At 74.1% G+C, this 24,064-nt stretch carries 23 protein-coding genes and 1 tRNA gene; 17 read left to right on the top strand and 7 right to left on the bottom strand.

The genetic code is table 11. The features are described 5' to 3' along the window. The first annotated feature begins 2 nt into the window (after positions 1 to 2). The gene (locus ACFFKU_RS16265) at positions 3 to 701 is read left to right on the top strand and encodes a ThuA domain-containing protein (protein WP_380140270.1); all 699 of its coding nucleotides are present in this window, start codon (positions 3 to 5) and stop codon (positions 699 to 701) included. After that, entirely contained in the window at positions 698 to 1,825 is a 1,128-nt protein-coding gene (locus ACFFKU_RS16270; RefSeq protein WP_380140271.1) for a Gfo/Idh/MocA family protein, read from the top strand. Before ACFFKU_RS16265 ends, ACFFKU_RS16270 begins: the two co-directional genes overlap by 4 nt. Here ACFFKU_RS16270 and ACFFKU_RS16275 read toward each other — a convergent pair. After that, positions 1,764 to 2,180: a hypothetical protein gene (locus ACFFKU_RS16275; protein WP_380139576.1), complete on the bottom strand. Its 417-nt coding sequence runs from the start codon at positions 2,178 to 2,180 to the stop codon at positions 1,764 to 1,766. The two genes, ACFFKU_RS16270 and ACFFKU_RS16275, sit on opposite strands and share 62 nt — an antisense overlap. A gap of 47 nt (positions 2,181 to 2,227) precedes the next feature. Then, positions 2,228 to 2,302 (bottom strand) — tRNA-Thr (locus ACFFKU_RS16280). Positions 2,303 to 2,457: 155 nt separating this feature from the next. Between ACFFKU_RS16280 and ACFFKU_RS16285 the strand changes: the two genes are divergently transcribed. The 6 genes from ACFFKU_RS16285 (at position 2,458) to ACFFKU_RS16310 (ending at position 7,120) form a co-directional block, all read left to right on the top strand. Further along, positions 2,458 to 3,237, top strand: coding sequence for a GGDEF domain-containing protein (locus tag ACFFKU_RS16285; RefSeq protein WP_380139578.1), 780 nt, complete (start codon positions 2,458 to 2,460; stop codon positions 3,235 to 3,237). 299 nt (positions 3,238 to 3,536) lie between these two features. Then, a complete protein-coding gene (locus tag ACFFKU_RS16290) occupies positions 3,537 to 4,868 on the top strand; it encodes an LLM class flavin-dependent oxidoreductase (RefSeq protein WP_380139580.1) in 1,332 nt (443 codons plus the stop codon). After that, positions 4,868 to 5,350, top strand: a complete 483-nt coding sequence (gene uraD, locus ACFFKU_RS16295) for a 2-oxo-4-hydroxy-4-carboxy-5-ureidoimidazoline decarboxylase (protein ID WP_380139582.1) — start codon at positions 4,868 to 4,870, stop codon at positions 5,348 to 5,350. Before ACFFKU_RS16290 ends, uraD begins: the two co-directional genes overlap by 1 nt. Continuing rightward, on the top strand, positions 5,347 to 5,667 hold the full coding sequence (gene uraH / locus ACFFKU_RS16300; protein WP_380139584.1) for a hydroxyisourate hydrolase: 321 nt from the start codon (positions 5,347 to 5,349) through the stop codon (positions 5,665 to 5,667). Before uraD ends, uraH begins: the two co-directional genes overlap by 4 nt. 6 nt (positions 5,668 to 5,673) lie before the next feature. Then, positions 5,674 to 6,591, top strand: coding sequence for a factor-independent urate hydroxylase (pucL, locus tag ACFFKU_RS16305; RefSeq protein ID WP_380139586.1), 918 nt, complete (start codon positions 5,674 to 5,676; stop codon positions 6,589 to 6,591). 4 nt (positions 6,592 to 6,595) lie between these two features. Further along, a complete protein-coding gene (locus ACFFKU_RS16310; protein WP_380139588.1) occupies positions 6,596 to 7,120 on the top strand; it encodes a nucleoside deaminase in 525 nt (174 codons plus the stop codon). Here the strand turns inward: ACFFKU_RS16310 and ACFFKU_RS16315 are convergent. The 3 genes from ACFFKU_RS16315 to ACFFKU_RS16325 all read right to left on the bottom strand — a co-directional run bounded on the left by ACFFKU_RS16315 (position 7,114) and on the right by ACFFKU_RS16325 (position 13,767). Further along, complete coding sequence (locus ACFFKU_RS16315; protein WP_380139590.1) at positions 7,114 to 9,123, bottom strand: diguanylate cyclase domain-containing protein; 2,010 nt, start codon at positions 9,121 to 9,123, stop codon at positions 7,114 to 7,116. The genes ACFFKU_RS16310 and ACFFKU_RS16315 overlap by 7 nt on opposite strands. Then, the gene (locus ACFFKU_RS16320; RefSeq protein WP_380139592.1) at positions 9,120 to 11,003 is read right to left on the bottom strand and encodes a putative bifunctional diguanylate cyclase/phosphodiesterase; all 1,884 of its coding nucleotides are present in this window, start codon (positions 11,001 to 11,003) and stop codon (positions 9,120 to 9,122) included. Before ACFFKU_RS16320 ends, ACFFKU_RS16315 begins: the two co-directional genes overlap by 4 nt. Before the next feature lie 151 nt (positions 11,004 to 11,154). Further along, positions 11,155 to 13,767: a SpoIIE family protein phosphatase gene (locus ACFFKU_RS16325; RefSeq protein ID WP_380139594.1), complete on the bottom strand. Its 2,613-nt coding sequence runs from the start codon at positions 13,765 to 13,767 to the stop codon at positions 11,155 to 11,157. A 252-nt stretch (positions 13,768 to 14,019) separates the two neighbouring features. On the opposite strand from ACFFKU_RS16325, the gene aqpZ reads away from it, so the two are divergent. The 9 genes from aqpZ (at position 14,020) to ACFFKU_RS16370 (ending at position 22,572) form a co-directional block, all read left to right on the top strand. Beyond that, a complete protein-coding gene (gene aqpZ / locus ACFFKU_RS16330) occupies positions 14,020 to 14,799 on the top strand; it encodes an aquaporin Z (protein ID WP_380139596.1) in 780 nt (259 codons plus the stop codon). Positions 14,800 to 14,837: 38 nt separating this feature from the next. After that, positions 14,838 to 15,062, top strand: coding sequence for a hypothetical protein (locus tag ACFFKU_RS16335; RefSeq protein ID WP_380139598.1), 225 nt, complete (start codon positions 14,838 to 14,840; stop codon positions 15,060 to 15,062). Positions 15,063 to 15,307: 245 nt separating this feature from the next. Next, positions 15,308 to 16,618: a type III glutamate--ammonia ligase gene (gene glnT, locus ACFFKU_RS16340; protein WP_380140272.1), complete on the top strand. Its 1,311-nt coding sequence runs from the start codon at positions 15,308 to 15,310 to the stop codon at positions 16,616 to 16,618. An 87-nt stretch (positions 16,619 to 16,705) separates the two neighbouring features. Beyond that, positions 16,706 to 17,602 carry a class II glutamine amidotransferase domain-containing protein gene (locus ACFFKU_RS16345; RefSeq protein WP_380139600.1) on the top strand — a complete coding sequence of 299 codons (897 nt, stop codon included), beginning with the start codon at positions 16,706 to 16,708 and terminating at the stop codon, positions 17,600 to 17,602. Further along, positions 17,590 to 18,324: a GltB/FmdC/FwdC-like GXGXG domain-containing protein gene (locus tag ACFFKU_RS16350; protein WP_380139601.1), complete on the top strand. Its 735-nt coding sequence runs from the start codon at positions 17,590 to 17,592 to the stop codon at positions 18,322 to 18,324. The genes ACFFKU_RS16345 and ACFFKU_RS16350 overlap by 13 nt, the downstream gene beginning before the upstream one ends. A gap of 10 nt (positions 18,325 to 18,334) precedes the next feature. After that, entirely contained in the window at positions 18,335 to 19,660 is a 1,326-nt protein-coding gene (locus tag ACFFKU_RS16355; RefSeq protein WP_380139603.1) for an FMN-binding glutamate synthase family protein, read from the top strand. A gap of 17 nt (positions 19,661 to 19,677) precedes the next feature. Then, on the top strand, positions 19,678 to 20,193 hold the full coding sequence (locus ACFFKU_RS16360) for a HutD/Ves family protein (protein WP_380139605.1): 516 nt from the start codon (positions 19,678 to 19,680) through the stop codon (positions 20,191 to 20,193). A 5-nt stretch (positions 20,194 to 20,198) separates the two neighbouring features. Then, positions 20,199 to 21,350, top strand: coding sequence for an FAD-dependent oxidoreductase (locus ACFFKU_RS16365; protein WP_380140273.1), 1,152 nt, complete (start codon positions 20,199 to 20,201; stop codon positions 21,348 to 21,350). Continuing rightward, positions 21,343 to 22,572: an allantoate amidohydrolase gene (locus ACFFKU_RS16370; RefSeq protein WP_380139607.1), complete on the top strand. Its 1,230-nt coding sequence runs from the start codon at positions 21,343 to 21,345 to the stop codon at positions 22,570 to 22,572. Before ACFFKU_RS16365 ends, ACFFKU_RS16370 begins: the two co-directional genes overlap by 8 nt. Here ACFFKU_RS16370 and ACFFKU_RS16375 read toward each other — a convergent pair. Next, the gene (locus ACFFKU_RS16375; protein WP_380139609.1) at positions 22,562 to 23,248 is read right to left on the bottom strand and encodes an esterase/lipase family protein; all 687 of its coding nucleotides are present in this window, start codon (positions 23,246 to 23,248) and stop codon (positions 22,562 to 22,564) included. The genes ACFFKU_RS16370 and ACFFKU_RS16375 overlap by 11 nt on opposite strands. Before the next feature lie 3 nt (positions 23,249 to 23,251). Beyond that, complete coding sequence (locus ACFFKU_RS16380; RefSeq protein ID WP_380139611.1) at positions 23,252 to 24,055, bottom strand: alpha/beta fold hydrolase; 804 nt, start codon at positions 24,053 to 24,055, stop codon at positions 23,252 to 23,254. Positions 24,056 to 24,064: the final 9 nt, after the last annotated feature.

Here is a 24,064-nt window from a genome sequence, read left to right on the forward strand (position 1 = left end):
TCATCGTGAGTGCGAGAAACGCCCTGGTCGTCCGGGGCGGGTGGGACGGGCACCAGCCCGTCGAGGCCACCGACCTGTTCATCCCCCACCTGCGCGACAACGGCTTCGAGGTGCGGGTCGAGGACTCGCCCAAGGTGTACGCCGACGGCGGGTACATGGCCGGCGTCGACCTGATCGTGCAGTGCAACACCATGAGCACGATCGAGAAGGACGAGCTCGAGGGGCTGATGACGGCCGTCGAGAACGGCACCGGGTTCGGCGGCTGGCACGGCGGAATCGCGGACTCCTACCGCAACTCCTCCGACTACCTGCACTTCGTCGGCGGCCAGTTCGCCTGCCACCCCGGCAAGACCCCGGAGGAGCGCACGGGGGAGCAGTCCGACAACTACATGCCGCACCGCATCGAGATGGCTCCCGAGGCCGCCTCGCACCCGATCACCCAGGGCATCGAGGACTTCGACCTGGTGACCGAGCAGTACTGGGTCCTGACCGACGACTACATCGACGTGCTCGCCACGACGACGCAGGCCGTCCGGCCCTGGGACCCGTGGCACCGCCCGGTGACCTCCCCGGCGATCTGGACCCGGCAGTGGGGCGAGGGACGCATCTTCGTCTCGACACCCGGCCACCGCGTCGAGATCCTGGAGGACCCCAACGTCCGCACCATCATCGAGAGGGGGCTGCTGTGGGCGGCCCGATGAACTCCCCGTTGCGCGTCGGCATCGTCGGCGCCGGCAACATCAGCGGCCAGTACTCGGCCAGTTTCGCCAAGCTGCCGCAGCTGCAGGTGCAGGCCGTCTGCGACCTCGACCCCGCCCGGGCCCAGGCCCTCGCGGACGCCCACGGGGCCCGGGTGTCCTCCCTGGAGGACCTGCTCGCCGCCGCCGACGTCGACGCGGTGCTGAACCTGACCCTGCCCTCCATGCACGCCGACGTCGCCCGGGCGGCCATCGGTTCCGGCAAGCACGTCTACGGCGAGAAGCCGCTGGCGATGACGGTCGCCGACGGTCGCGAGGTCGTCAAGGCGGCCGCGGCGGCCGGGGTGCGGGCGGGCTGCGCCCCCGACACCGTGCTCGGCACCGGGGTGCAGACGGCCCGGAAGCTGCTGGAGGACGGCCGGATCGGGCTCGCCCACTCCGCCACCGCGTTCATGACCACCCCCGGCCACGAGCGCTGGCACCCCTCGCCGGACTTCTACTACCAGCCCGGCGGTGGGCCCCTGCTCGACATGGGCCCGTACTACGTCAGCTCGCTGGTGCACCTGCTCGGTCCGGTCCGTCGGGTCGTCGGGGCCTCCGCCCGCCCGCAGGACCGGCGGACCATCGGCAGCGGTCCGCGCGCCGGGGAGCAGTTCCCGGTCACCATCGACACGCACATCACCGGCATCCTGGAGCACGAGAACGGTGCCCTGTCGACACTCATCATGAGTTTCGACACCTGGGCCGCCCAGCTCCCGCGCATCGAGGTGTACGGCACCGAAGGGACGCTGTCGGTGCCGGACCCGAACATGTTCTCCGGGCCGGTCCAGCTCTACTCCGCCGAGACCGCGCCGGCCCCCGGGGCCGAGGGGCCGGACGAGAACTGGGTCGACGTCGGCGAGCTCGCGGGGTTCGTGAACTCCGGGCGCGGTTACGGTCTGGCCGACCTCGCCCTGAGCCTCGCCGAAGGCCGCGCGCACCGGGCCTCCGACGAGCTGGCCCTGCACGTCCTGGACATCATGGAGTCGGTCCAGGCGGCCGCGGACGCCCGCAGCTCGGTCGAGCTCACCACGAGCTGTGCCCGCCCCGCCCTGGTCGACGGCCTGCAGGACCTGGCCGCCCACTGAGGTCCACGACCCGAGCCGGGGCGCGTCCGTCCAGCGGGTGCGTCCCGGCGTCGTCGTCGGTTCCCGGGCCGGTCGCGGCGTCGGCCAGGAGGGCCTTCGTCTCGTGGACCGCTCGGCGTTTCACGGCTTCCCCGAACACCGACAGGCCCGCGTTGATCAGCGTCAGCCCCACCGTGCCCTGACCGGCCCACCGCAGCACGCCCGACCCGCCCGCCCGACGGGTGGCCGCGTCGATGGCCGTGGCCACCCCCGCACCCACGAGCAGCAGGCCGAGCGGGGCGTCGATCCGCCACACCGTCAGGTCGTCGAGGCCGTCGCGGTGCTCGGGGCGGTGGCGGTCCGGGGAAGCGTCCATCGTTCCACCGTGCCCCGTGCCCCGGCCCCGCGCGCGTCGGGCCCGGGTGGAGCCCCTGGTCGGAATCGAGCCGACGACCATCCGCTTACAAGGCGGGCGCTCTACCACTGAGCTACAGGGGCGGGTTCTCGCGCCGCCGAGTCTGCCACAGCGCCGGGTGACGACGCCGGTCCGATCGGGGGACCGGGGGCGGCCCCGTTCGTCTCGCGCGCCTCCGGTCGTGACCATGGAGCGCGTCTCGGCTCAAGGCGGTCCGGGGGTGGACCGAGGGAAGATCATGGGACGACGTCGGGGGGTGGGGTCGCGCGGCTCCGCGCGCCGCCCGGTCGTCCGCCCGACCCTGGTCTGGGTCCTCACCGCGGCGGTGCTCTCCTGGACCCTCACGCACCTCGTCTACCTGGTCTTCGACCTGGACTTCGGCTCCGGTGTGGGGGCGGAGGTCGCGGACTGGGCGCCGCTGATCCTCCCGCTGCTCATCGCCCCGATCACGACCCTGCCGGGGATCCTCCTGCAGAACCGGTTGGCCGAGGCCAACGAACGGTTGGCCGAGGAGGTGACGCGGCGCATCGAGGCCCAGGCCGAGCTGGAACGACTCTCCCGCACCGACCCGCTCACGGGCGTCGCCAACCGCCGGGGGTTCTTCGAGGACGTGGCCCGGGTCCCGGAGGGCGCCGGCATCCTCGTCGTGGTCGACCTCGACGGGTTCAAGGCGGTCAACGACGGCCACGGGCACGCCGCCGGCGACGCGGTGCTGCGGGCCGTCGCGGACGTGCTGCGCGACGCGGCCCGCCCCTCGGAGGGGTTCGTCGCCCGCATCGGCGGGGACGAGTTCGTCGCGCTGCTGCCCGCTCGTGCGCAGCCCGTCGTCGGCGAGCTGACCCGGCGCCTCGCCGCAGTGGGGGTCCATCTCGACGACGGGACCCGGCTCATCACCTCCGCCTCCGTCGGCCACGCCGCGTGGAGTGCGGGCCAGGACGTCGACACCGCCCTCGCGGCGGCCGACGCGGGCATGTACGCGGACAAGCGGTCGCGCCGCCCCACCGACGGGGTCCGCTGAAACCTCTCCTGGTCCCCGCCCTCCGCCACGCGCCCACCGGGTCGCCATCGACCGTCTCTCAGGTGTCACGCCGTCGAAACAATGCGCGGTTAGCGTCGGGGAAGGTTCTCCCTGGAGGACCACCGCCACCAGGTTCCCGTCCCGGATCGGAGGTCGCCGTGACGCCCACCGCCCCCGTCCCGCCCCGCACGTCCGCCGGGCCGCACGAGTCGGCCTGGGCGCCGGGGCAGATCGCGCACGGTCGCTGACGTCGGATCGACCCACCGATCCCCGTCCCCCCGACCGATCGAGGCCGACCCATGACCGGACGTTCCCTCCGTCTCGCCCTGTTCCTGTTCCCCGGTTACCACCTCGGCGCCTGGCGCCTGCCCGACGCCGTTCCCGAGCTCGACCTCGGCATCGAGCACTACGTCCGCGCTGCGCGGCTGGCCGAGGACGCCAAGCTCGACGCCCTGTTCTTCGAGGACCAGGCCGCGGTCCGGCGCAGCAACGACATCCTGGCCGGTGACACCTACGGGGCCGCGAACCCCCGCTCCATCCACCTCGACCCCACCGTGCTGCTGCCCGCCCTGGCGATGGTCACCGACCGCCTCGGGCTGGCGGCGACCTCGACCACCACGTTCAACGACCCCTACAACCTGGCCCGGCGCTTCGCGACGCTCGACCACGTCAGCCGGGGGCGGGCGGGGTGGAACCTCGTCACCTCCTTCAACCAGGAGGAGGCGCAGAACTTCGGCCTCGACACCCACGTGGAGCACGGTCGTCGCTACCGTCGGGCGGAGGAGTTCGTCGACGTCGTCACCGGTCTCTGGGACGGGTGGGAACCCGGAGCGATGCTGCGGGACAAGGAGAAGGGCGTCTACTTCGACCTGGACCGGATGAACTTCCTCCGCCACCAGGGGGAGTTCTTCCGGGTCCGGGGGCCGTTGACGACGGGGCGCAGCCCCCAGGGTCGTCCGGTCATCTTCCAGGCCGGGGCCTCCGAACCCGGCCGGGCCCTGGCCGCCCGGACCGCTGACGTGGTGTTCACGCTCCAGTCCGAGATCACGGCGGCGCGGGAGTTCCGGGACGACATCCGGGCCCGCGCGGAGGCGTTCGGTCGCGACCCCGACCACGTCAAGATCCTGGTCGGCATGACCCCGATCGTCGACCGCACCGACGAGGCGGCGCGGGCCCTCGCGGAGCGGATGCGGGACCTGATCCCCGAGGACCTCGCGGTCAGCAACCTGATCCCCCTCGCCGGTGGGTACGACCTGCGCCGGCACGACCTCGACGGCCCGATGCCGGACCTGCCCGAGAGCAATGCCGGGAAGTCGCACCGGGCGGCGATCCTCGACGTCGCCCGCCGCGGCGGGCTGTCGATCCTGCAGACCGCCCGGTACTTCGCCGAGGGCAGCTACCTCAAGGTCGTGGGATCGCCCACGACGGCGGCGGACACCATGGAGCGATGGTTCGACGCGGGGGCGTGCGACGGGTTCCTGGCCGTTCCCACGCACTTCCCGGCCGGCGTCGAGGCGTTCACCGGGACCGTCGTGCCCGAACTGCAACGGCGGGGGCTCTTCCGCACCGAGTACACGGGGACGACGCTGCGCGAGCACCTCGGGGTCCGGACGTTCCCGGGGGAGGACTGATGCGGGTGGCCGAGCTCGACGCCCTGCCCGGGCCCACCTGCGAGGAGCGGCTGCGGAGCTGTTGCGACGCACCGGACTGGGCGCGCCGGGTGACCGCGCGACGCCCGTTCGGCGACCGGGCCGCGCTGCTGGAGGCGGCCGTGTCGGAACTCGCACGCACTTCCGAGGCGGACGTCGACCGGGCCCTGGCCGCCCACCCCCGGATCGGCGAGCGGAGCGAGAGCACCGCCTCGCGCAGCGAGCAGGCGGGAGCGCTGGCCGCAGGGGTCGCCGTCCGGGAGCGCCTGGCGGCGGGGAACCTCCGCTACGAGGAGCGGTTCGGTCACGTCTACCTCGTGTGCGCCTCCGGGCGCAGCGGCGAGGAACTCCTCGACATCCTCGAGGCGCGTCTCGGCAACGACCCGGTCACCGAGCGCGCGATCCTGCGTCGGGAGCTGGCCGCGATCACCCGGCTCCGGTTGGAACGGCTGGTGGACGCGTGAGCAGCCTCTCGACCCACGTGCTCGACGCCGCCACGGGCATCCCCGCGGTCGGGGTGGTGGTCGACCTCTCGACCCTGGGCGGTGAACCCCGGGGCGGCGGGGTGACCGACGCCGACGGTCGGCTCCGGCTGGCCGAGGACCTGCCCCCCGGTGACTACCGGATCCGGTTCGCGACCCGCCTCTGGTTCGAGCAGCAGGGGCGGGAGACGTTCTTCCCCGAGGTGCTGGTCGGGGTCGCGGTCGCACCCGACCGCCCGCACCTGCACGTTCCGCTGCTGCTGTCCCCGTTCGCCTACTCCACCTACCGAGGGAGCTGACACCGGATGGCCATCGTCCTGGCGGGTCACCAGTACGGCAAGGCGGAGAACCGTGTCGTGCGCTTCCAGCGCGACACCCCGCGCCACGAGATCGTCGACCTGAACGTCACCTCGACGCTGCGCGGCGACTTCGCCGACGCCTACCTCACGGGGGACCAGACCAAGGTCCTGCCCACCGACACGCAGAAGAACGTGATCTACGCCTTCGCCAAGGAGAAGGGCATCACGAGCGTGGAACGGTACGCGCTCGACCTGGCCCGGCACTTCGTCGACCGCACCGGCCCCGTGACGGCGGCCCGGATCGACGTCGACGTCTACCCCTGGACGCGGGCGCGGGTCGCGGGGGAGGAGCACGACCACACCTGGACCCGCTCGGGCTCGGAGGTGCGGACCGTGGCGGTCACCGTGTCCGGCAAGCGGGGCGCGCAGGAGGCGCACGTGGTGGCCGGGCTCAAGGAGTTCACGGTGCTGAAGTCCACCGGGTCCTCCTTCAGGGACTTCCTGGTGGACGAGTACACGACGCTCACCCCCACCGACGACCGCGTGATGGCCACGTCGCTGGTCGCGAGCTGGCGCTACGACCCCGCGGTGATCGACGCCGGGGATTTCGGCGCCGGGTTCGACCCCGACGCGGCCTACGAGGCCGTCAAGGGCGCCTTCGTGACCCAGTTCGCGACCCTGCCCTCCCTCGCCCTGCAGCAGACGCTCTGGCACATGGGCCGGGCGGCGATCGAGACGGTGCCCGAGGTCGCCGAGGTGCGCCTCGCGGCCCCGAACAAGCACCACTTCCTCTACGACCTGCAGCGTTTCGGGACCGAGAACGCCGGCGAGGTGTTCCATGCGGACGACCGGCCCTACGGGTTGATCCAGGCCGTGGTGGCCCGCGACGACGTGCCGCCGGCTCCGGCGGCCTGGGAGAGGTGAACCGATGAACCCGACCGGGCTGCGGACCACGGGGGAGGCGGCGACGGCCGCGGCCCCGACCGGAACCGACCAGGTGTTCCTGGATCTCGCCGTGCGGCTGGCGGTCGAGAACGTCAGCGGGGGCGGGGGGCCGTTCGGGGCCGTCGTCGTGCGCCACGGGGCGGTGGTCGCCACCGGCGTGAACCGGGTGACCGCGCACAACGACCCGACCGCCCACGCCGAGGTCCAGGCCATCCGGGCCGCCTGCACGGTGCTCGGCACGTTCACCCTGGCCGGGACCACGCTGTACTCCAGCTGCGAACCCTGCCCGATGTGCCTGGCGTCGTCGTTGTGGGCCCGGGTGGAACGGGTGGTGTTCGCCGCCGACCGGCACGACGCGGCCCGGGGTGGTTTCGACGACCGGGCCTTCTACGACCTGTTCGACACGCCCCGGGACGAGTGGCGCGTCCCGGTCCAGCAACGCCGCGACGAGAACTCCCCGGCCCCCTTCCGCGCCTGGCTCGCCCACGGGGGGCGCGTCGACTACTGACCGCCCAGCAGCGACAGTTCGGCCCCGGACACCACCGTCCGGTCCCGGCCGGAGCGCTTGCCGGCGTAGAGGGCGGCGTCGGCCCGCGCCAGCACCTCGACCGCGGTGGACCCGACGCTCCACTGCGCCACCCCGATCGTGGCCGTCTGGGCGGCCGGGACGTTGGCCCGGATCCGGTCGGCGATGGCGACGGCGTCGGCGGCCGAGCAGCCGGGCAGCGCGACGGCGAACTCCTCCCCGCCCCAGCGGGCGAGGACGTCCACCTCGCGCAGGCAGTCGCGCGCCGCCGCTGCGAAGGCGCGCAGCAGCTCGTCGCCGGCCAGGTGCCCGGCGGTGTCGTTGTAGTTCTTGAAGTGGTCGAGGTCGACGATCATGAACGTCAGCGGGCACCCGGTCCGGGCGGCCCGGGCGATCTCCTGGTCCGTCGCGCGGTCCCAGGTGCGGCGGTTGGGCAGTCCGGTGAGGGGGTCGTGGTCGGCGGCCTGGGCGAGCCGGTCCAGCAGCACCGCGCGCTCCAGCGTGTGCGCGGCCTCCCCGGCCAGCGCGGCCAGCATGGACCGGGTCGTGCCGGGAAGGGTCTCGACCGTCTCCCGCCAGGCCAGCACCAGGACACCGATCGTGCGGCCGTCGGCCATCACCACCGGTTGCCAGGCGCCCGACCGGATCCGGCAGCGCCGGGCGAGCTCGGTGTCCGCCCGCGGGTCGGACAGCACGTCCGCGACGAAGAGCAGCTCCTCGCCGAGGAAGGCCGTCCCGGCCAGGCTGCCCCGGCTGCCCGGTGCGCCCACCGTCGCCCCCGCACCCGGCAGGGGGAACGAGGGGACCGGGTCGTCGCCCAGGCCCACGGTGGCCGTCGGGCGCAGGACCCCGTCGTCGGCGGGCTGCAGCAGCAGGACGACGTCGGCGCCGGTCAGTTCCCGGGCTACCTCGCAGACCGCGAGGCGGGGGTCCGCGGCCGCGGTCACCGTGCGCGCGGCCCGGGCCAGCGTGGCCGCCTCCTCGGCGTGCCGACCGAGCTGCTCGTGGGCCGCCCGGAGCAGGTCCTCGCGCTCGCGCAGCGGCGTGATGTCGTGGAACGCGACCACCGCACCGGTGACGTCGCCGGTCTCACCCACCAGCGGGCGACCCGAGCACATGAGCGCCCGGTCCGGGCGCCCGGGGGCGCAGGTGACGAGCTCGATGCCGTCGACGGGGCCCTCCCGCAGCGCGCGGCGCAGCGGCAGCTCCTCGGGAGCCATCGGGGTGACCCCGTCGCGGTGGCGGACGGAGAACTCCATGACCTGCCCGGACAGGGTCAGGTCGGGGTCGATCGGCCCCAGCCACTCGGTGGCCGTCGCGTTGCTGGAGACGATGTGCCCCGCGGTGTCGGAGACGACGATGCCGACCCCGACGCTGGAGAGGACGGCCTCGGTGAGCCGGTTGCGCTCGTCGATCTCGGCCATCAGCAGCTCGGTCAGCGTGCGCTGCTCGTCGGCCTCGGCCGCGTGGCGGGCCGAGACCTGGGCCTCGCGACGGCGCTCGAACAGCGACAGCACGACGCGGGACAGGTCGTCGAGCGCCGCTAGCTGGGTGGGGGTGAGCGTCCGCGGGCGGGTGTCGGCGACGCACAGCGTGCCGAGGGCGTGGCCGTCGAGCGTGATGAGCGGGGCCGAGGCGTAGGCCCGCAGCGCGCCGAGCCGGCCGTCCACGAAGGCGTTGTCGGCGAAGCGGGCGTCCTGGCTGGCGTCGGAGGTGTGGACCAGCGCGCCGTCGAGGAAGTGCACCCCGCAGGGGGTCTCCTCCCGCGGGAAGGCGCCGGGATCCATCCCCACCGTGGCGAGCTGCACCAGCGTGGTCTCGTCGATGATGTTGACCATGGCCAGCGGCAGGCCGGTGACGAGGGAGGCCAGCCGGGTGAGGGCGGCGACCTCCTCCGCGATGTCGGCGCCGGACTCGGACGTGGTCTCCAGCAGGCGGTAGGCGGCCAGGGCCTCCAGCCGCGACTCCTCGGGTCGAAAACTCACGCAGGAGGTGTCGGCAGCTCCGCGTCACCGCTTGACCCGGACGGGCGGGCCTCGTCGAGCAACCGGGTGAGGGGCGCCGGCGCCCCGCACCACCACCCCTGCAGGTAGTGGCAGCCGGCGTCGCGGACGGCCGACGCCTGGGCCGCGGTCTCGACCCCTTCGGCCACGACCTGCAGGCCGAGGTGCTCGGCCACGGTGACCACCGCGTCGACCAGCGCGCGGCGACGGGGGTCGCCCTCGATGCCGGCGACGAACGACTTGTCGATCTTGGCCAACCGCACGGGAAGGTCGACCAACCGGGACAGCGACGAGTAGCCCGTCCCGAAGTCGTCGATCGACAGCGGGTGCCCACGGTCGACGTACTCGTGCAACCGGGTCACCACCTCGGGATCGGCGAAGCTGCCCTCGAGCAGTTCCAGCCCGAGCTGGTCGGAACGAAGACCGTTCTCCCGCAACGTCTCCGCCACGACCTCGGGGAGGGCCGGGTCGAGGATCTCCCGCGAGCTGACGTTGACGTAGACGACGGCGGGTGCGGAGTCCGGCCGCTGTTCCCGCCAGCGGGCGAGGTCGGTGCCGACCCGCCGCACCACCCACTGCCCGATCCCCACGAGCAGCCCCGAGCGGGCCGCGAGGTCGACGAATTCCGTCGCCACCAGCAGACCGAGGTGCGGGTGCGGCCAGCGCAGCAGGGCCTCCACGGCGTAGCGCCGACCGCCGCGGTGCACCAGGGGCTGGTAGTGGACCTCGAGCTGCTCCTCGGCGGTGGCGCGGACCAGCTCCCGTTCCAGCTGACGGGCCGACCGCACCACGGGGTGCGACCCGGTGCGCTCGGGGGGCTCGCCCGGGTGGTCCCGGGCGCCCGGTTCCGCGTGCTTGAGCCGGTACATCGCCCGGTCGGCGTCGGCCAGCAGGTCGTCGGGGTCGCTGCCGGCCCCGCCGAAGGTCACGCCGATGGTGGCCGACACGACGAGGTCCACCTCGGCGATGCGGACCGGTCGGGCCAGGGCGTGGCGCAACCGTTCGGTGACCGTGTCGACGTGGGCCCGCCGGGCGTCGGGGTCGTCGCCGGCCAGGTCGGCGCTGACGAGGACGAACTCGTCGCCGGACAGCCGGGCCAGCGTGTCGCCACGGCGCAGGGTGGCGCTCATCCGGGAGGCGAGCAGGGTCAGCACGAGGTCCCCGGCGGCGTGCCCGAAGGTGTCGTTGACCGACTTGAAGCGGTCGAGGTCGATGAAGAAGACCGCGACCAGCCCCGCGTCGCGGCGGGCCGCGTTCAGGGCCTGCTCGAGCCGGTCGAAGAGCAGCACCCGGTTCGGCAGGCCGGTGAGCGCGTCGTGGGTCCCGGCGTGGGCGAGCTCGCGCTGGACCCGTCGGGCCTCGTCCCGGTCGTCGGCGACGGTCAGGTAGGCGACGGCGAGATGGGCCAGGACCTGGGCCCCCGCCAGCTCGGCCGGCCGCCAGGTGCCGGGATCCCTGCGGTACAGGTCGAGCGTGCCCCACGTCCGTCCCCCGCCGGTGAGGGGGAGGGCGAGGACGGACCCGTACCCGGCCGCGAGAACCCCGGCGACGAACTCCGGCCACGCGGTCTGGACGGGGTCGCTCAGGTCGTCGACGACCACGGGCTCGTCGAACGTGAGCGCGTCGTGGCAGGGCCCCTCGCCGGCCGTCTCCTGGATGCGCTCCAGGGCGTCGAACCCGTCGGGACTGGCGTAGGCCAGGCGGAGACCGGAGCTCTCGGCCACCATGATCCCGGCGCCGTCGACGGCGAGGTGCTCGGTGGCGATGTCGACCAAACCGGTCAGCAGCGTGGAGGCCCTGGTCTCGACCTGGGCCGCGTCGGCCAGGGCGGACAGGGCCTGCAGGAACGGGTCGTGGGTCATCGACCCCGTCCGGGTGACCGGACGGTACGGGGCTTCATGAGGGGCACTCCGACCTCCGCGGGGAACGGTGCGTCGGAACCGGACGCGCGGAGCCTGAGGTTAGACGCTCAGACGGTAGCGCGGGGGCCCTCCGGTCGCAGCGCGGCGCCGATCAGAACGCGGGGTGACGGCGACGGAGGTCGCGCGGCGGCGCGGTCGGGCCCTCCCGCCCCGGTCGGGGCCCGTCCGCGGTGTGCGCGCGGATGGCCAGCAGTGCGATGTCGTCGACGCTGTCCTCCGCGAGCTGCTCCAGCAGCGCGTCGCAGAACTCCTCCAGCGGCAGGTGCGCCAGCCGCCCGGCGGCGTCCCGCAACCGGACCAGGCCCGTGTCGAGGAGCTCCTCGCGGCGCTCGACGAGGCCGTCGGTGTAGAGCAGCAGGGTCGCACCGGGGGGCAGGTCCCGGGTGTGGTCCACGCGGTCGGTGGGCACCCCGACACCGAGCATGAGGTCGCCGGGGCGGTCCAGGAGCTCGGCCCCGCCGTCGGCGAGCACGAGCAGCGGCGGGGGGTGCCCGGCGTTGCACCAGCGCACCGTCCGCCCGCCCGCGGTCCCCTTTGACGGGGCCGGGTCGATCGTGGCCAGGACGGTCGTCGCGAGGACGCCGAGGGCCAGGTCGTGCATGGCGTGGTCGAGGCGGCGCAGGATCTCCGCGGGCGGGTGCACGACCGCGTGCGCGGTGCCGCGCAGGATGTTGCGCAGCTGCCCCATCTGCACGACGGCGTCCTGGTCGTGCCCGGTCACGTCGCCGACCACGACGCAGGTGCTGCCGTCGGCGACCGTGAACGCGTCGTACCAGTCGCCGCCGACCTGGGCCTCGTCCGCGGCGGGCAGGTAGCGGGCCGCGAGTTCGAGGTGGTCGAGGTCGGGCAGGTCGGCGAGCAGGGACCGCTGCAGGGCCAGGGAGAGCCCGGCCACCCGGGCCGCGGAGTCGCGTTCGGCCTGCAACGCGTCGAGTCGTTGCAGCGCCTGGGCGCACTGGGCGGCGAAGGTCTCCAGGAGGCTGATCTGCTCCGCGTCGAACGGTTGCGCCTCGGACCACCCGGCGGCGACGACGCCGATGGTCCGCCCGCCGATGACCAACGGGAGGGTCGCGAACGCCTGCGCCCCCGTCGCCTCCAGGGCGGCGGGCATGGCGGCGGAGTACTCCAGGCACGACCGGCGGTCGGGCAGCAGCAGCCGGCGACCGGTGCGGGCGGTCTTGGCCACCGGGAGGTCCGCGGACAGCGGCAGCCGCCCGTAGCTGCGCTGGGCCGAGGCCCCGTAGCTCGAGGCCAACCGGGAGAGCAGGGTGGTCTCGTCGTCGGGGTCGACCATCGCGATCGACCCGCCGTTGCAACCCAGTTCCCGCAGCCCGTCCTCGGCGATGGTCCGGACGAGGTCGTCCATGGTGTCGGTGCGCCCCAGGGCGAGGGCGAACTGTGCGACGCCCCGCATCCGGCGGGCGGAGAGTTCCTCGGCCTGCAGCGCCCGCTGGCGGGCGGTGACGTCGAGGAAGTACAGGGCGAGCCCGTCGGGTCCGGGGCTGGCGCGGATCTCGAGCCACACGTCCAGCGGGGCGGGGTAGTAGGCGTCGAACACGGCGTCGCGCTGCTCGGCCACCGCGCGACGGTAGTTCTCCTCGAAGACGGTTCCCGACGTGCCCGGGAAGCAGCTCCAGAGGTCGCGACCCACCAGGTTCGCGCGGCTCTCCTCGGCGACGCGTTCGGCCTCCTTGTTCATGGCGGTGATGCGCCACGCCCGGTCGAGCGCGATGAACCCGACCGGCATGTCCTCGAGGATCTCGGCGGTGCGCGCGTCGCGTTCGCGCAGCGCGGTCACGTCGGTCACGGCGCCCACGAGGAAGGGCCGGCCCGGGGCGGTCTCGAGCACCCGGCCCCGCGCCGCCACCTGCCGGACGGTGCCGTCCGGACGGACGACCCGGAACTCGGCCGCGTACTCGCCCCGCTGCGTCAGCGCCGCCTCGATGGCCGCACCGGTCGCGGCCAGGTCCTCGGGGTGCAGGCGGGAGTTGAAGGCCGCGATGTGCCCCGGGAAGGTCCCCGGTGCGTAGCCGAACAGGCTGAGCAGGGGTTCGTCCCAGACCAGGACGTCGTCGGTGACGTCCCAGGAGAAGGACCCGATCCCGGCCGCGTGGGCGGCACCGGCCAGCGCCTCCTGCCGGCCCGCGCCCCCGAGCTCGTGGTCCAGGCCCGCCATGGTCAGCCGGTCGGCGGCGGCCGCCGCGAGGCGCAGCAGCAGGTCGAGGTCGTCGTGGGTCCAGACCCGGGGCCGGCGCTCGAAGACGCAGAGCGCCCCCACGACGCCGTCCTGGTTGGTGCGCAACGGCACCCCGAGGTAGGCCCCGACCTCACCGCGCACGACCGGTTCGCGCTCGGCCACCCGGGGGTCGGCGTGGGCGTCGTCGATCACGACGGGGGCGTCCGTCCCGGTCACGAGGGTGCAGAAGGCCTGCTCGGGCTCGCGCCGGCGGCCCGGCGGTCCCGCCTGGGGCCCACCGGTGGCGAGGGCGACGTGCTCGTCGGCGACGAGGGTGACCTCGGCCCCGTTCGTGCCGAGCGCCCGCGCCGCCAGCTGGGCGACGACCTGCAGCGTGACGTCCCCGGTGACCGGCAGCAGGCGTCGGAGGTCCGGGCGGGGCCGGGGTGGCGCGGCGGACGTCGGGTCGGGGCCCGCCGGTCGGGCCTCGTCGTCGGCGGGCGGGGCTCCCGGTCGGGGCACGCTCACGAGGCCTCCAGCACCGGTGGATGGTGACGCCGTCGACGCCCGATCACTCTCAGTATCACCGACGTCGACGCACAGATCATCTCCAGGACTGTCGCGCCACGCGTGTGTCGGGGTCCCCGTCCTCCTCCGTCCCGAGCTCTCGGGTGGCCGCCCTGAACTTACGGTGTAAACCTTGATCCCGGGCGGTTCTCGCCCGTTCCCCGACGGGCCGTCCCGGGCCGCGGGGGAACCTTCGAGCAGTGAGGAGACGCCATGCCTGCCGAGCCCGCGCCGACCGTGGTGCCGACCCCCGACGAGACCGCCGCACCGGGTCCCGCCCCGCTGCGCCACGCCCTGGCCGCGGAGGCCGTCGGGACCTTCGTGCTCGTCCTCGGTGGCTGCGGGGCCGCCGTCCTCGCCGGCTCCGTGGACCTGGCCGACGGCACCACCGCCGGCATCGGGTGGCTCGGGGTCGCCCTGGCCTTCGGTCTCACGGTCTTCGTCTTGGCCTGGGCGGTCGGGCCCCTGTCCGGGGGCCACTTCAACCCCGCCGTGACCGTCGGCGTCGCCGCGGCCGGCCGATTCCCCTGGCGCACGGTCCCGGCCTACGTCGGGACCCAGGTCGTCGCGGCCGTCGTGGCCGCCGCCGTCCTCTTCGCCGTCGCCTCGGGCCGGGCCGGGTTCGACGCGGCCGCCTCGGGTTTCGCCAGCAACGGCTACGGCGACCGCTCGCCGGCCGGCTACGACCTGACCTCGGCGTTCGTGGTGGAGGCCGTCCTCACCGCGGTGTTCCTCGTGGTCATCCTCGGAGCGACCGGCAAGCGGGCCCCGGTCGGCCTGGCCCCGGTGGCGATCGGTCTCTCGCTCACGCTGATCCACCTGGTCGCGATCCCGGTGACCAACACCTCGGTCAACCCCGCCCGTTCCATCGGCCCCGCCCTGTTCGCCGGACCGGCTGCGCTGGAACAGCTCTGGCTGTTCATCCTGGCTCCGCTGCTCGGTGCCCTGGTGGCCGGGGCGACCTTCCGCCGGCTCTTCGAACCGTCCCGCTGACCGAAGCTCCCCGAGAAACCCGTCCCCCGGAGGTCGTCATGCCCCTCGTCGCCACCCTCGTCCGTCGTTGGATCGTCGCGGGGATCCTGCTGCCCGTGGCCGCGGCGGGTGTCCGCCGTCTGGCTCGCGGGCTGGAGCGGCGGCGGGGGTCCTCCGTCGTCACCCGCGGGTTGACCAGGGCCGCCGACACCGCGAGCCGTTCCAAGCGGAAGGAGGATGCCGCCGCGCCGTCGTCCCGGGGCCGGGGGGCGCGGCGACGCTGAGGTCGCCTCTCGGTGTCACGGGTCGTTGACGGCGGGGAAACCCGCCGGAAACACCTCGCTTGTTGAATGTCAGTAGACGAAAGCTTCTGACATGAGACGTCCGAGGAGGACCCGTGACCGCCGAAGCCCCGCCCCTCACCGTCCCGCGCGCCGCCCCCCGCCCCGAACCCGCGGGCGCTCCCGACCTGCGGGTCACCGACGGTGGGACCGCCGCCCTGACGGGCCCCACCCAGTCGCTGGCCTCGATGGCGGCCGCCGACGGGGTCCGGTTCCTCCTCGCCACGTTCACGACGCTGTCGGGCAAGCCCTGCGCCAAGCTGGTCCCCGTCTCGGCGGCCGACGAGCTGCAGCACGAGGGGTGCGGGTTCGCCGGGTACGCGGCCGGCGCCCTCGGGCAGGTCCCGGCCGACCCCGACGTGGTCGCCGTCCCCGACCTCGCCTCCTACACCCCGCTGCCGTTCGTGCGCCCGGGGCTGGCGATGGTCCACTGCGACCCGCACGTGGAGGGTCGTCCCTACGCCTTCGCCCCCCGGGTCCTGCTGCGCGAGCAGCTCCGCCGGGCCGCCGAGCTCGGCCTGGACCTCTCGGTCGGGGCGGAGGTCGAGTACTTCCTCGTCCGCCGCGGCGCCGGCGGCCGCCTGGTGACCGCCGACGCCGCCGACGACGCCGCGCAGCCGTGCTACGACGCCCGCGGGGTGACCCGCATGTACGAGCACCTGACGGCCGTCTCCGACGTCATGGAGAACCTCGGCTGGGGGCCCTACGCCTCCGACCACGAGGACGGCAACGGGCAGTTCGAGCAGAACTTCCACTACGCGGACGCGCTCACCACGGCCGACCGGGTCACGACCCTGCGCTACGTGATCCAGATGCTCGCCGAGCAGCGCGGGATGATCGCGACCTACATGCCCAAACCGTTCACCGACCGCACGGGCAGCGGCATGCACCTGCACCTGTCCCTGTGGGGCAGCGAGGAGGCCGGGGGCGGTTCGCGGTTCCCGGCGACGGGTCCCGACCCCCGCGGTCTGGGGCTCAGCGATCTCGGCTACTCCTTCGTGGCCGGTCTGCTGCAGCACGCCCCGGCCATGCAGGCGGTCCTCGCACCGACCGTGAACTCCTACAAGCGCAGCGGGGCCACCTCGACGACGTCGGGGGCGACCTGGGCCCCGCGGCAGGCCACCTACGGCGGCAACGACCGCACGCACCTCCTGCGCGTCCCCGACGGGAACCGGGTGGAACTGCGTTCCGGCGACGGGTCGGCGAACTCCTACCTGGCCACCGCGGTCGCCCTCGGGTCGGGCCTCGACGGCGTGCGCCGCTCGCTGGACCCCGGTGCGCCCGGCGCGCGGCCGGCCGGCGCGCCCTGCCTGCCGCGCACGTTGCTCGACGCGGTCACCGCGCTGGAGGCCGACCCGGTGGTCGCGGACGTCCTGGACGCCGTCGACCCGACCGCGGGCGTCACCCGCTACTACGCCGAGCTGAAGCGCGAGGAGTTCTACGCCTGGCACGCCCAGGTGAGCGACTGGGAGGTCGACCGCTACCTCACGTCGGTGTGAGCGGGCGCACCCCACCATGCTCTGGCTACTGACAGGAAACGCGATGTACCATCAAGAAACCCCATTCCCGAACGACGGAGGACGTTGATGTGCGGGATCGCCGGTCTGCACCTGAGGGACGAAAGCCTTGCGCCCCAGCTCGGCTCGCTGCTCGCTTCGATGCTCGGCCAGGCCGCGGAGCGCGGCACCGACGCCGCCGGGGTCGGGCTCTACGGTGACCCGCGCCTGACGCCGTCCGGACGTTCCACGGTCTGCGTCATCGAGGTCGACCGACCCGTCGACGCCGTGGTGGCCGCCCTCGACGCCGCGGGGGCCGGACCGGTCCGGGCCCGCGAGGCCGGGGCCACCCTCGTCCTCGACGCGCCCGTCGCCCCCGACCTGCTCGAGGCCGCGGTGCGCTCGGTGCTGCCCGGCGCGGTGGTCACCAGCCGGGGGAACTCCCTGGCCGTGCTCAAGGGCACCGGGCACCCCGACGCGCTCGCCGCGCAGTTCGACCTGACGAACGCCACGGGGTACCAGGGGGTGGCCCACACCCGGATGGCCACCGAGTCGGCCGTCACCTCCACGGGGTCGCACCCCTACTCGGTCGGGCCCGACCAGTGCCTGGTGCACAACGGTTCCTTCGCCAACCACGCGACGATCCGCCGTGAGCTGCAGGCCGAGGGGATCACCTTCGACTCCGAGAACGACACCGAGGTGGGAGCGCGCTTCGTCGCCCACCAGCTGGCCCAGGGGGCCGACGTCGAGAAGGCGCTGCGGTTGCTCTGCGACCGGTTCGACGGTTTCTACACCCTCCTCGTGGCCACCGAGAACTCCTTCGCGGTGGTCCGCGACGCCATCGCCTGCAAGCCCGCCGTGATCGCCGAGACGGACCGGTGGGTGGCCATGGCCAGCGAGTACCGCTACCTCACCGGACTGCCCGGCGTGGAGTCCGCCCGCATCTTCGAACCCGAACCGGAAGTGGTGTACGCATGGGAACGCTGACCGAGGACCTGTCCGTCCCCACGACCGCGGACCTCCCGACGACGGTGGTGACCGACCTCCGGGCCACCCCGGTCCGGGAGCTCAACGCCGCCCTGCACGCGCTGCCCGAGGGGTGCACCGACGAGTTCGGCGTGCGCAACCCCGACGGGGCGCACGCGATCGCCGTCGGTCTGGACCGTCCGGTGACCGTGCGCGTCGAGGGCCACGTCGGCTACTACTGCGCGGGGATGAACCAGCTGGCCACCGTGGAGGTCCACGGCAACGCCGGCGTCGGGGTCGCCGAGAACATGATGTCCGGGCGCGTCCACGTCCACGGCGACGCGTCCCAGTCGGCCGGGGCCACCGCGCACGGCGGGTTGCTGGTGGTCGACGGGAACGCCGCGGCCCGGTGCGGGATCTCCATGAAGGGGGTCGACGTCGTCGTGGGCGGTGACGTCGGGCACATGAGCGCGTTCATGGCCCAGGCCGGGCGGCTCGTGGTCTGCGGCGACGCCGGCGACGCGTTGGGCGACTCGGTCTACGAGGCCCGCATCTACGTCCGGGGGAGCGTCGCCTCGCTCGGCGCCGACTGCGTCGAGAAGGAGGTGCGCCCCGAGCACCTGGCCGAACTGGCCGAACTCCTGGCCGCCGCCGGGCGCGACGAGGACCCGACCTCGTTCCGCCGCTACGGGTCGGCCCGGACCCTCTACACCTTCCACGTCGACAACGCCGCCGCGTACTGAGGAGCAGCAGATGAGAGACGACCTCGCCGCCCAGGGTCTGCGCGAGTCCGCGACGTTCGACCGCACCACGATCGCCGCGATCCAGCACGCCGCCCGCACCGGCATCTACGACATCCGCGGGGGTGGGGCCAAGCGCCGGCTCCCGCACTTCGACGACCTGCTGTTCCTCGGCGCCAGCATGTCCCGCTACCCCCTGGAGGGGTACCGGGAGCGCTGCGACACCGACGTCGTGCTCGGCGACCGCCACGCGAAGTTCCCGCTCCGGCTGGCCACCCCGGTCACCATCGCCGGGATGAGTTTCGGGGCGCTCTCGGGGCGGGCCAAGGAGGCGCTCGGCCGCGGGGCCAGCGAGGTGGGGACCTCCACGACCACCGGGGACGGGGGGATGACGGAGGAGGAGCGCGGCCACTCCAAGCACCTCGTCTACCAGTACCTGCCCAGCCGGTACGGCATGAACCCCGACCACCTGCGGGCGGCCGACGCCATCGAGATCGTCCTCGGGCAGGGGGCGAAACCCGGTGGGGGCGGGATGCTCCTGGGGCAGAAGATCACCGAGCGCGTGGCCGGGATGCGGACCCTGCCCGTCGGGGTGGACCAGCGTTCGGCCTGCCGGCACCCGGACTGGACCGGCCCCGACGACCTGGCCATCAAGATCGCCGAACTCCGGGAGATCACCGACTGGGAGAAACCGGTCTACGTCAAGATCGGCGCGTCCCGGCCCTACTACGACGTCAAGCTCGCCGTGAAGGCCGGCGCCGACGTCGTGGTCGTCGACGGGATGCAGGGCGGGACCGCCGCGACCCAGGACGTGTTCATCGAGCACGTCGGCATCCCCACCCTGGCCGCGATCCCGGAGGCCGTGCGGGCGTTGCAGGAGATGGGGATGCACCGCAAGGTCCAGCTCGTCGTCTCCGGCGGGATCCGCAACGGGGCCGACCTGGCCAAGTGCATGGCGCTCGGCGCGGACGCGGTCGCCATCGGTACCGCGGCGTTGATCGCCCTGGGCGACAACGACCCGGCCCTGGACGAGGAGTACCGCAAGATCGGTTCCGCGGCCGGGTACTACGACGACTGGCAGGCGGGGCGGGACCCGGCGGGGATCACCACCCAGGACCCGGAGCTGCAGCAGAACTTCGACCCGGAGGTCGGGGGGCGCCGCCTGGCGAACTACCTGCGGGTCATGACCATGGAGGCCCAGATCATCGCCCGGGCCTGCGGCAAGGCCCACCTGCAGCACCTCGAACCCGAGGACCTGGTGGCCCTGACGATCGAGTCGGCGGCCATGACCCGGTTGCCGCTGGCCGGGACGTCGTGGGTGCCCGGGCAGGGGCTCTGAGCGGTTCTTCCGGCTGGGTGCGGTTCGCCGGCACCGCACCCCGCCCGTGGCGCAACGGGTCGGGCACGACCCGGGAGCTGCACCGTGACGAGGACTGGCGTCTCAGCGTGGCCGAGATCGGGGGACCGGCCACCTTCTCGGAGTTCCCCGGGTTCGACCGGACCCTCGTGGTGGCCCGGGGCGCGGTCGAGCTGTCGGTCGATGGCGTCGGGTACCGTCTCGTCGCCGGTGAGGCCCTGGCCTTCCCGGGCGAGGCCGACGTCCGGGCCCACGCTCCCGACGCACCGGCCCGGGTCGTGAACGTCATGGCCGACCGGACGCGGGGCGGTGTCGTGGTGGAGGTGGCCCGGGTGAGCGGTGCGGTGCCCGCCGCGGCCGGGATGGTCCTGCTCGCCGGACGGGCCACCTGCCACGGCCGGGCGGGGGGACCCGGCGACGCCGTCGTCCCCGTCGCCGCGGGTCGTGTCCACGCCGTCCACGCCCTGACCGTCCTCGTGCGCCCCCGACCCCGGGGGCCGGAAGGAGCATCGTGACCGATCTGCCCGACTCCACCCACCTCGTCGTCGGGGCGGGCCTGGCCGGGGCGGCGACCGCGTGGCGCCTGGCCACCCGCGGCCTCGCCGTCACCGTCGTCGAACGCCGGTCCCCGGCTTCCCCCGACGGCAGTTCCCACGGGTCCGCCCGGATCTTCCGGTACGGCTACGCCGAGCAGCACTACGCCGACCTGGTCGTGGCCGCCCGGCCCGGGTGGGACGAACTGGCCGAGGTCCACGGCGCCCCGCTCATCACGCCCACCGGCACCATCGATTTCGGGGCCGAACGCGACCCGCGGGCCGTCGCCGCCGTGCTGGCCGCGGCCGGGGTCGAGCACGAACTCCTGACGTCCGAGCAGGCCCGGCGGCGCTGGCCGCAGATCGCGGTCGACTCCGACGTGCTGCACCACGGCGGAGGCGGGGTGCTCGACGCCGAGACGGCCGTCCACGCGATGCTCAGGGCCGCCGAGGCCGCCGGCGCCCGCGTGCTCACCGACTGGCCGCTGGCGGGGTTGTCGCGCACCCCGCGGGGTTTCCTGGCCCGCAGCGCCGACGGTCGCACCGAGAGCGCCGCCGCGGTCGTGGTCGCCGCCGGGGGGTGGTTGCCCGACCTGCTCGCCGGACTCACCCTGCCCCAGGGTTTCCTGGCGGCCTTCCCACCGCTGGAGGTCCGGCAGGAGAACGCCTTCCACTTCCCCTGGGCCGAGGACGTGGCGCCCGGCCCGACCTGGCCGACGTTCATCCACAAACGCTCCGACATCCAGGTCTACGGTCTGCCGGGTGGCCGGGACGCCGGGTTCCGCGGGCAGAAGGTCGCCGAGTTCAACGGTGGCCGGGTCCTGCGGTCGGCCGCCGAGCAGACCGGCGTCGTGGACCCGGCCAACCGCGACCGCGTCGTGGAGTACGTGCGCCGGTTCCTGCCGGGCCTGGTCCCCGAGCCCTACGCCGAGACGACCTGCCTGTTCACGAACACCCCGACCGAGGACTTCGTCGTCGACGGGGTCGACGGGGTCACCGTCGTCTCGCCGTGCTCGGGTCACGGGGCCAAGTTCGCCCCGCTGCTGGGGCAGATCGCGGCCGACGTGGCGACCGGGACCGCGCCGGCACCGGAGTTCTTCCGCGTCGGGGTCGCGACGGCGGGGGTCGTCGGTGCCTGAACCCACCCTCGGCAGCACCGCCGGAATGCTCGCGCAGATCGCCGGCACGGGCCGCGACCGGCACCGCGGGGGGTACTCCCGCCCGGTGTTCGCCCCGGCCGAGCGCGAGCTCGTGGACTGGTGGACCGAGCAGGTCCGCCGACGGGGTCTCGAGGTCGAGACCGACCGCAACGGGATCCTCTGGAGCTGGTGGAACCCGACCGGTCGGCCGTTGCGCGACGGCGTCGTGACCGGCAGCCACCTGGACTCCGTCCCCGGGGGCGGTGCCTACGACGGCCCGCTGGGGCTCGCCTCCGCCCTGCGGTCGCTGGACCTGCTGCGGGAGAGGGAGATCGACCCGGTCCGTCCGCTCGGCCTCGCGGTGTTCCCCGAGGAGGAGGGGTCCCGTTTCGGGGTCGCCTGCCTCGGGTCGCGGTTGCTCACCGGAGCCATCGACCCCGAGCGGGCCCGCTCGCTGACCGACCCGGACGGGCGCAGCTTCGCCGACGCCGCCCGGGGTGCCGGGATCGACCCGCGGCACCTGGGTCGCGACGACGAGACGCTGTCCCGCATCGGTCGTTTCGTGGAACTGCACGTCGAGCAGGGCCGGGGGTTGGTCGACCGGGAGGCGCCGGTGGCCGTGGCCACGTCGATCCTCGGGCACGGGCGCTGGCGCGTCTCGGTGCACGGGCAGGGCAACCACGCGGGCACCACGCTGCTCGCCGACCGGCGCGACCCGATGGTCACCGCCGCGGGCGTCGTCCTCGCCGTGCGCCGGGTCGCCGCCGCCCACCCCGGGGCCCGGGCGACGGTGGGCCGGTTGGTCCCGGTCCCCGGGGGGACCAACGTCATCGCCTCCCGGGTCGACCTCTGGCTCGACGTGCGTCACGCCGAGGACGCGGTGACCGCGGCCGTCGTCGCCGAGATCACCCGGCGCGCGCAGGTGGTCGCGGGCGAGGAGGGGTGCAGCGTCGAGGTCCGGGAGGAGTCCTCGAGCCCGACCGTCGACTTCGACCCGGCCCTGCGCGACCGGCTCGGCGCGGTCCTGCCCACCGCGCCCCTCCTGGCCACCGGGGCCGGGCACGACGCCGGGGTCCTGGCCGCCCACGTGCCCACCGCGATGCTGTTCACCCGCAACCCCAGCGGCGTCTCGCACTCCCCGGAGGAGCACGTGACCGACGACGACGCCGAACTCGGCTCGTCGGCCCTGGCCGACGTCCTGGCCGACCTGCTCACGACCTGAGGCCGGCCACCGCCTGGAGCACGGCGACGTGCAGACGCGGGTCCCCGAGGGGGTGGAAGTGCCCGTCCAGGGGCAGTTCGACCTCCTGCGCCCCCTCCAGCGCGGCCGCCCCGGTCGCCCGAGGGACGTGGGGGTCGAACCGCGGGCGCAACGCCACGATGCGCGAGTGGGCCGACACGTCCGCGGCCAGCCGGCGCAGCCGGGGGTCGGTGGGGGAGAGGCGGCGCACGGCCCGGACGGGGAACCAGCGCGCGTAGGTCGACCCGGCGAAGGGGGTCGCCACCGTCACCACCCCGGCGACCCGGGCGTCGAGGTCGGGATCGGCCAGCGCGGCCTTGGCGATCAACCCGCCCTTGGAGTGGGCCACCACGACCACGTCGTGCAGGTCCAGGTCGAGCACGCGGGCGCGCAGCAGCCGCGCCCCCTCGTCGAGCTCGGCGGAGTTCGTCCGCAGGCCGGGCACGACGTGCACGGGGTGCCCCGCGGCGTGCAGGGCGTCGCCGAGGTCGCGCAGCACGGCCCAGGACTCCCAGATGCCCGGCAGCAGCACCACGTCACCGGCCGACCCGCCCGCCCAGGCCCGCGGGTCCGGGGGGTTCAGGAGGGCCCGCAGCTGGGCCGTCACGATCCAGGCGTAGTCGCGGGCGCGCAGCCGTAGCCGCAGGCCGGTGCGCACGGCTCAGCGACCGACGAGCCCGGCCAGGTGCTCCCGCACCTGGTCGGCGTGGGCGAAGACCACCGAGTGCGCCGCGCCGGGCACCTCCGCCCACCGCCCGTCCTTCGCCCGGCCCGCCAGCAGCTCGACCCACGCCCGCGGCGCGACCGCGTCGCGACCCCCGCGCAGCACCAGGACCGGTGCCCGGACGAGACGGATCCGCTCCTCGATGGGGTAGGTCATCATCGAGGGCAGCACGTGGGAGAACCACCTCCACCCGCAGCGCAGGTACCCCTCCAGCGACATCGCCCGCACCGCAGCGGGTTCGAACACCGCGCTCTGCAGCAGGCGCAACCCCTGCCGGGGCACGGACCGCTCGGCCAGGTTCACCGGCGGGCCGATCAGCGCCAGGTGGGCGATGGCCTCGGGGTCCTGCAGCGCGGCCTCGGTGGCGACCTGCGCCCCCATCGAGTGCCCGACGAGCAGCACCCGGGTGAGCCGCGTCTCCCGGATCCACGAGGCGAGCAGGCGGCCCATGTCCTCGGTCGAGAGGCGACGGTCGGGGTGCGGCACCCCGGCGAACCCGGGCAGCTCCACCAGGTGGACCGTCCCGAAGTGGGCCAGCTCGACGGCCAGGCGCTGGAAGTACTCCGAGGAGACGCCCAGCCCGTGGACCAGGACGACGTCGTGGCGGTGGTCGGGGTGCACGCCGCCGGTGACGGCCATCCACATCGTCCAGGTGCGCAACCACACGTCGCCGTGCCGGACCCGGTCGATGCGGACGGTCAGACCGCTGGGCATGTCGGCGGCGGTCAGTCGGTGCGGCACCGCGTCATC

The organism is Kineococcus gynurae, from assembly GCF_042433995.1.
GTDB classification, from domain to species: Bacteria; Actinomycetota; Actinomycetes; order Actinomycetales; family Kineococcaceae; genus Kineococcus; species Kineococcus gynurae.

Bases quoted from the DNA above. Each gene is read 5' to 3' on its own strand.
- pucL (WP_380139586.1), top strand. From the start codon at position 5,674: ATGGCCATCGTCCTGGCGGGTCACCAGTACGGCAAGGCGGAGAACCGT.
- ACFFKU_RS16285 (WP_380139578.1), top strand. From the start codon at position 2,458: ATGGGACGACGTCGGGGGGTGGGGTCGCGCGGCTCCGCGCGCCGCCCG.
- ACFFKU_RS16320 (WP_380139592.1), bottom strand. From the start codon at position 11,003: ATGACCCACGACCCGTTCCTGCAGGCCCTGTCCGCCCTGGCCGACGCG.
- ACFFKU_RS16335 (WP_380139598.1), top strand. From the start codon at position 14,838: ATGCCCCTCGTCGCCACCCTCGTCCGTCGTTGGATCGTCGCGGGGATC.
- ACFFKU_RS16355 (WP_380139603.1), top strand. From the start codon at position 18,335: ATGAGAGACGACCTCGCCGCCCAGGGTCTGCGCGAGTCCGCGACGTTC.
- ACFFKU_RS16310 (WP_380139588.1), top strand. From the start codon at position 6,596: ATGAACCCGACCGGGCTGCGGACCACGGGGGAGGCGGCGACGGCCGCG.
- ACFFKU_RS16275 (WP_380139576.1), bottom strand. From the start codon at position 2,180: ATGGACGCTTCCCCGGACCGCCACCGCCCCGAGCACCGCGACGGCCTC.
- ACFFKU_RS16270 (WP_380140271.1), top strand. From the start codon at position 698: ATGAACTCCCCGTTGCGCGTCGGCATCGTCGGCGCCGGCAACATCAGC.
- glnT (WP_380140272.1), top strand. From the start codon at position 15,308: ATGGCGGCCGCCGACGGGGTCCGGTTCCTCCTCGCCACGTTCACGACG.
- uraD (WP_380139582.1), top strand. From the start codon at position 4,868: ATGCGGGTGGCCGAGCTCGACGCCCTGCCCGGGCCCACCTGCGAGGAG.
- ACFFKU_RS16290 (WP_380139580.1), top strand. From the start codon at position 3,537: ATGACCGGACGTTCCCTCCGTCTCGCCCTGTTCCTGTTCCCCGGTTAC.
- ACFFKU_RS16350 (WP_380139601.1), top strand. From the start codon at position 17,590: ATGGGAACGCTGACCGAGGACCTGTCCGTCCCCACGACCGCGGACCTC.
- ACFFKU_RS16345 (WP_380139600.1), top strand. From the start codon at position 16,706: ATGTGCGGGATCGCCGGTCTGCACCTGAGGGACGAAAGCCTTGCGCCC.
- aqpZ (WP_380139596.1), top strand. From the start codon at position 14,020: ATGCCTGCCGAGCCCGCGCCGACCGTGGTGCCGACCCCCGACGAGACC.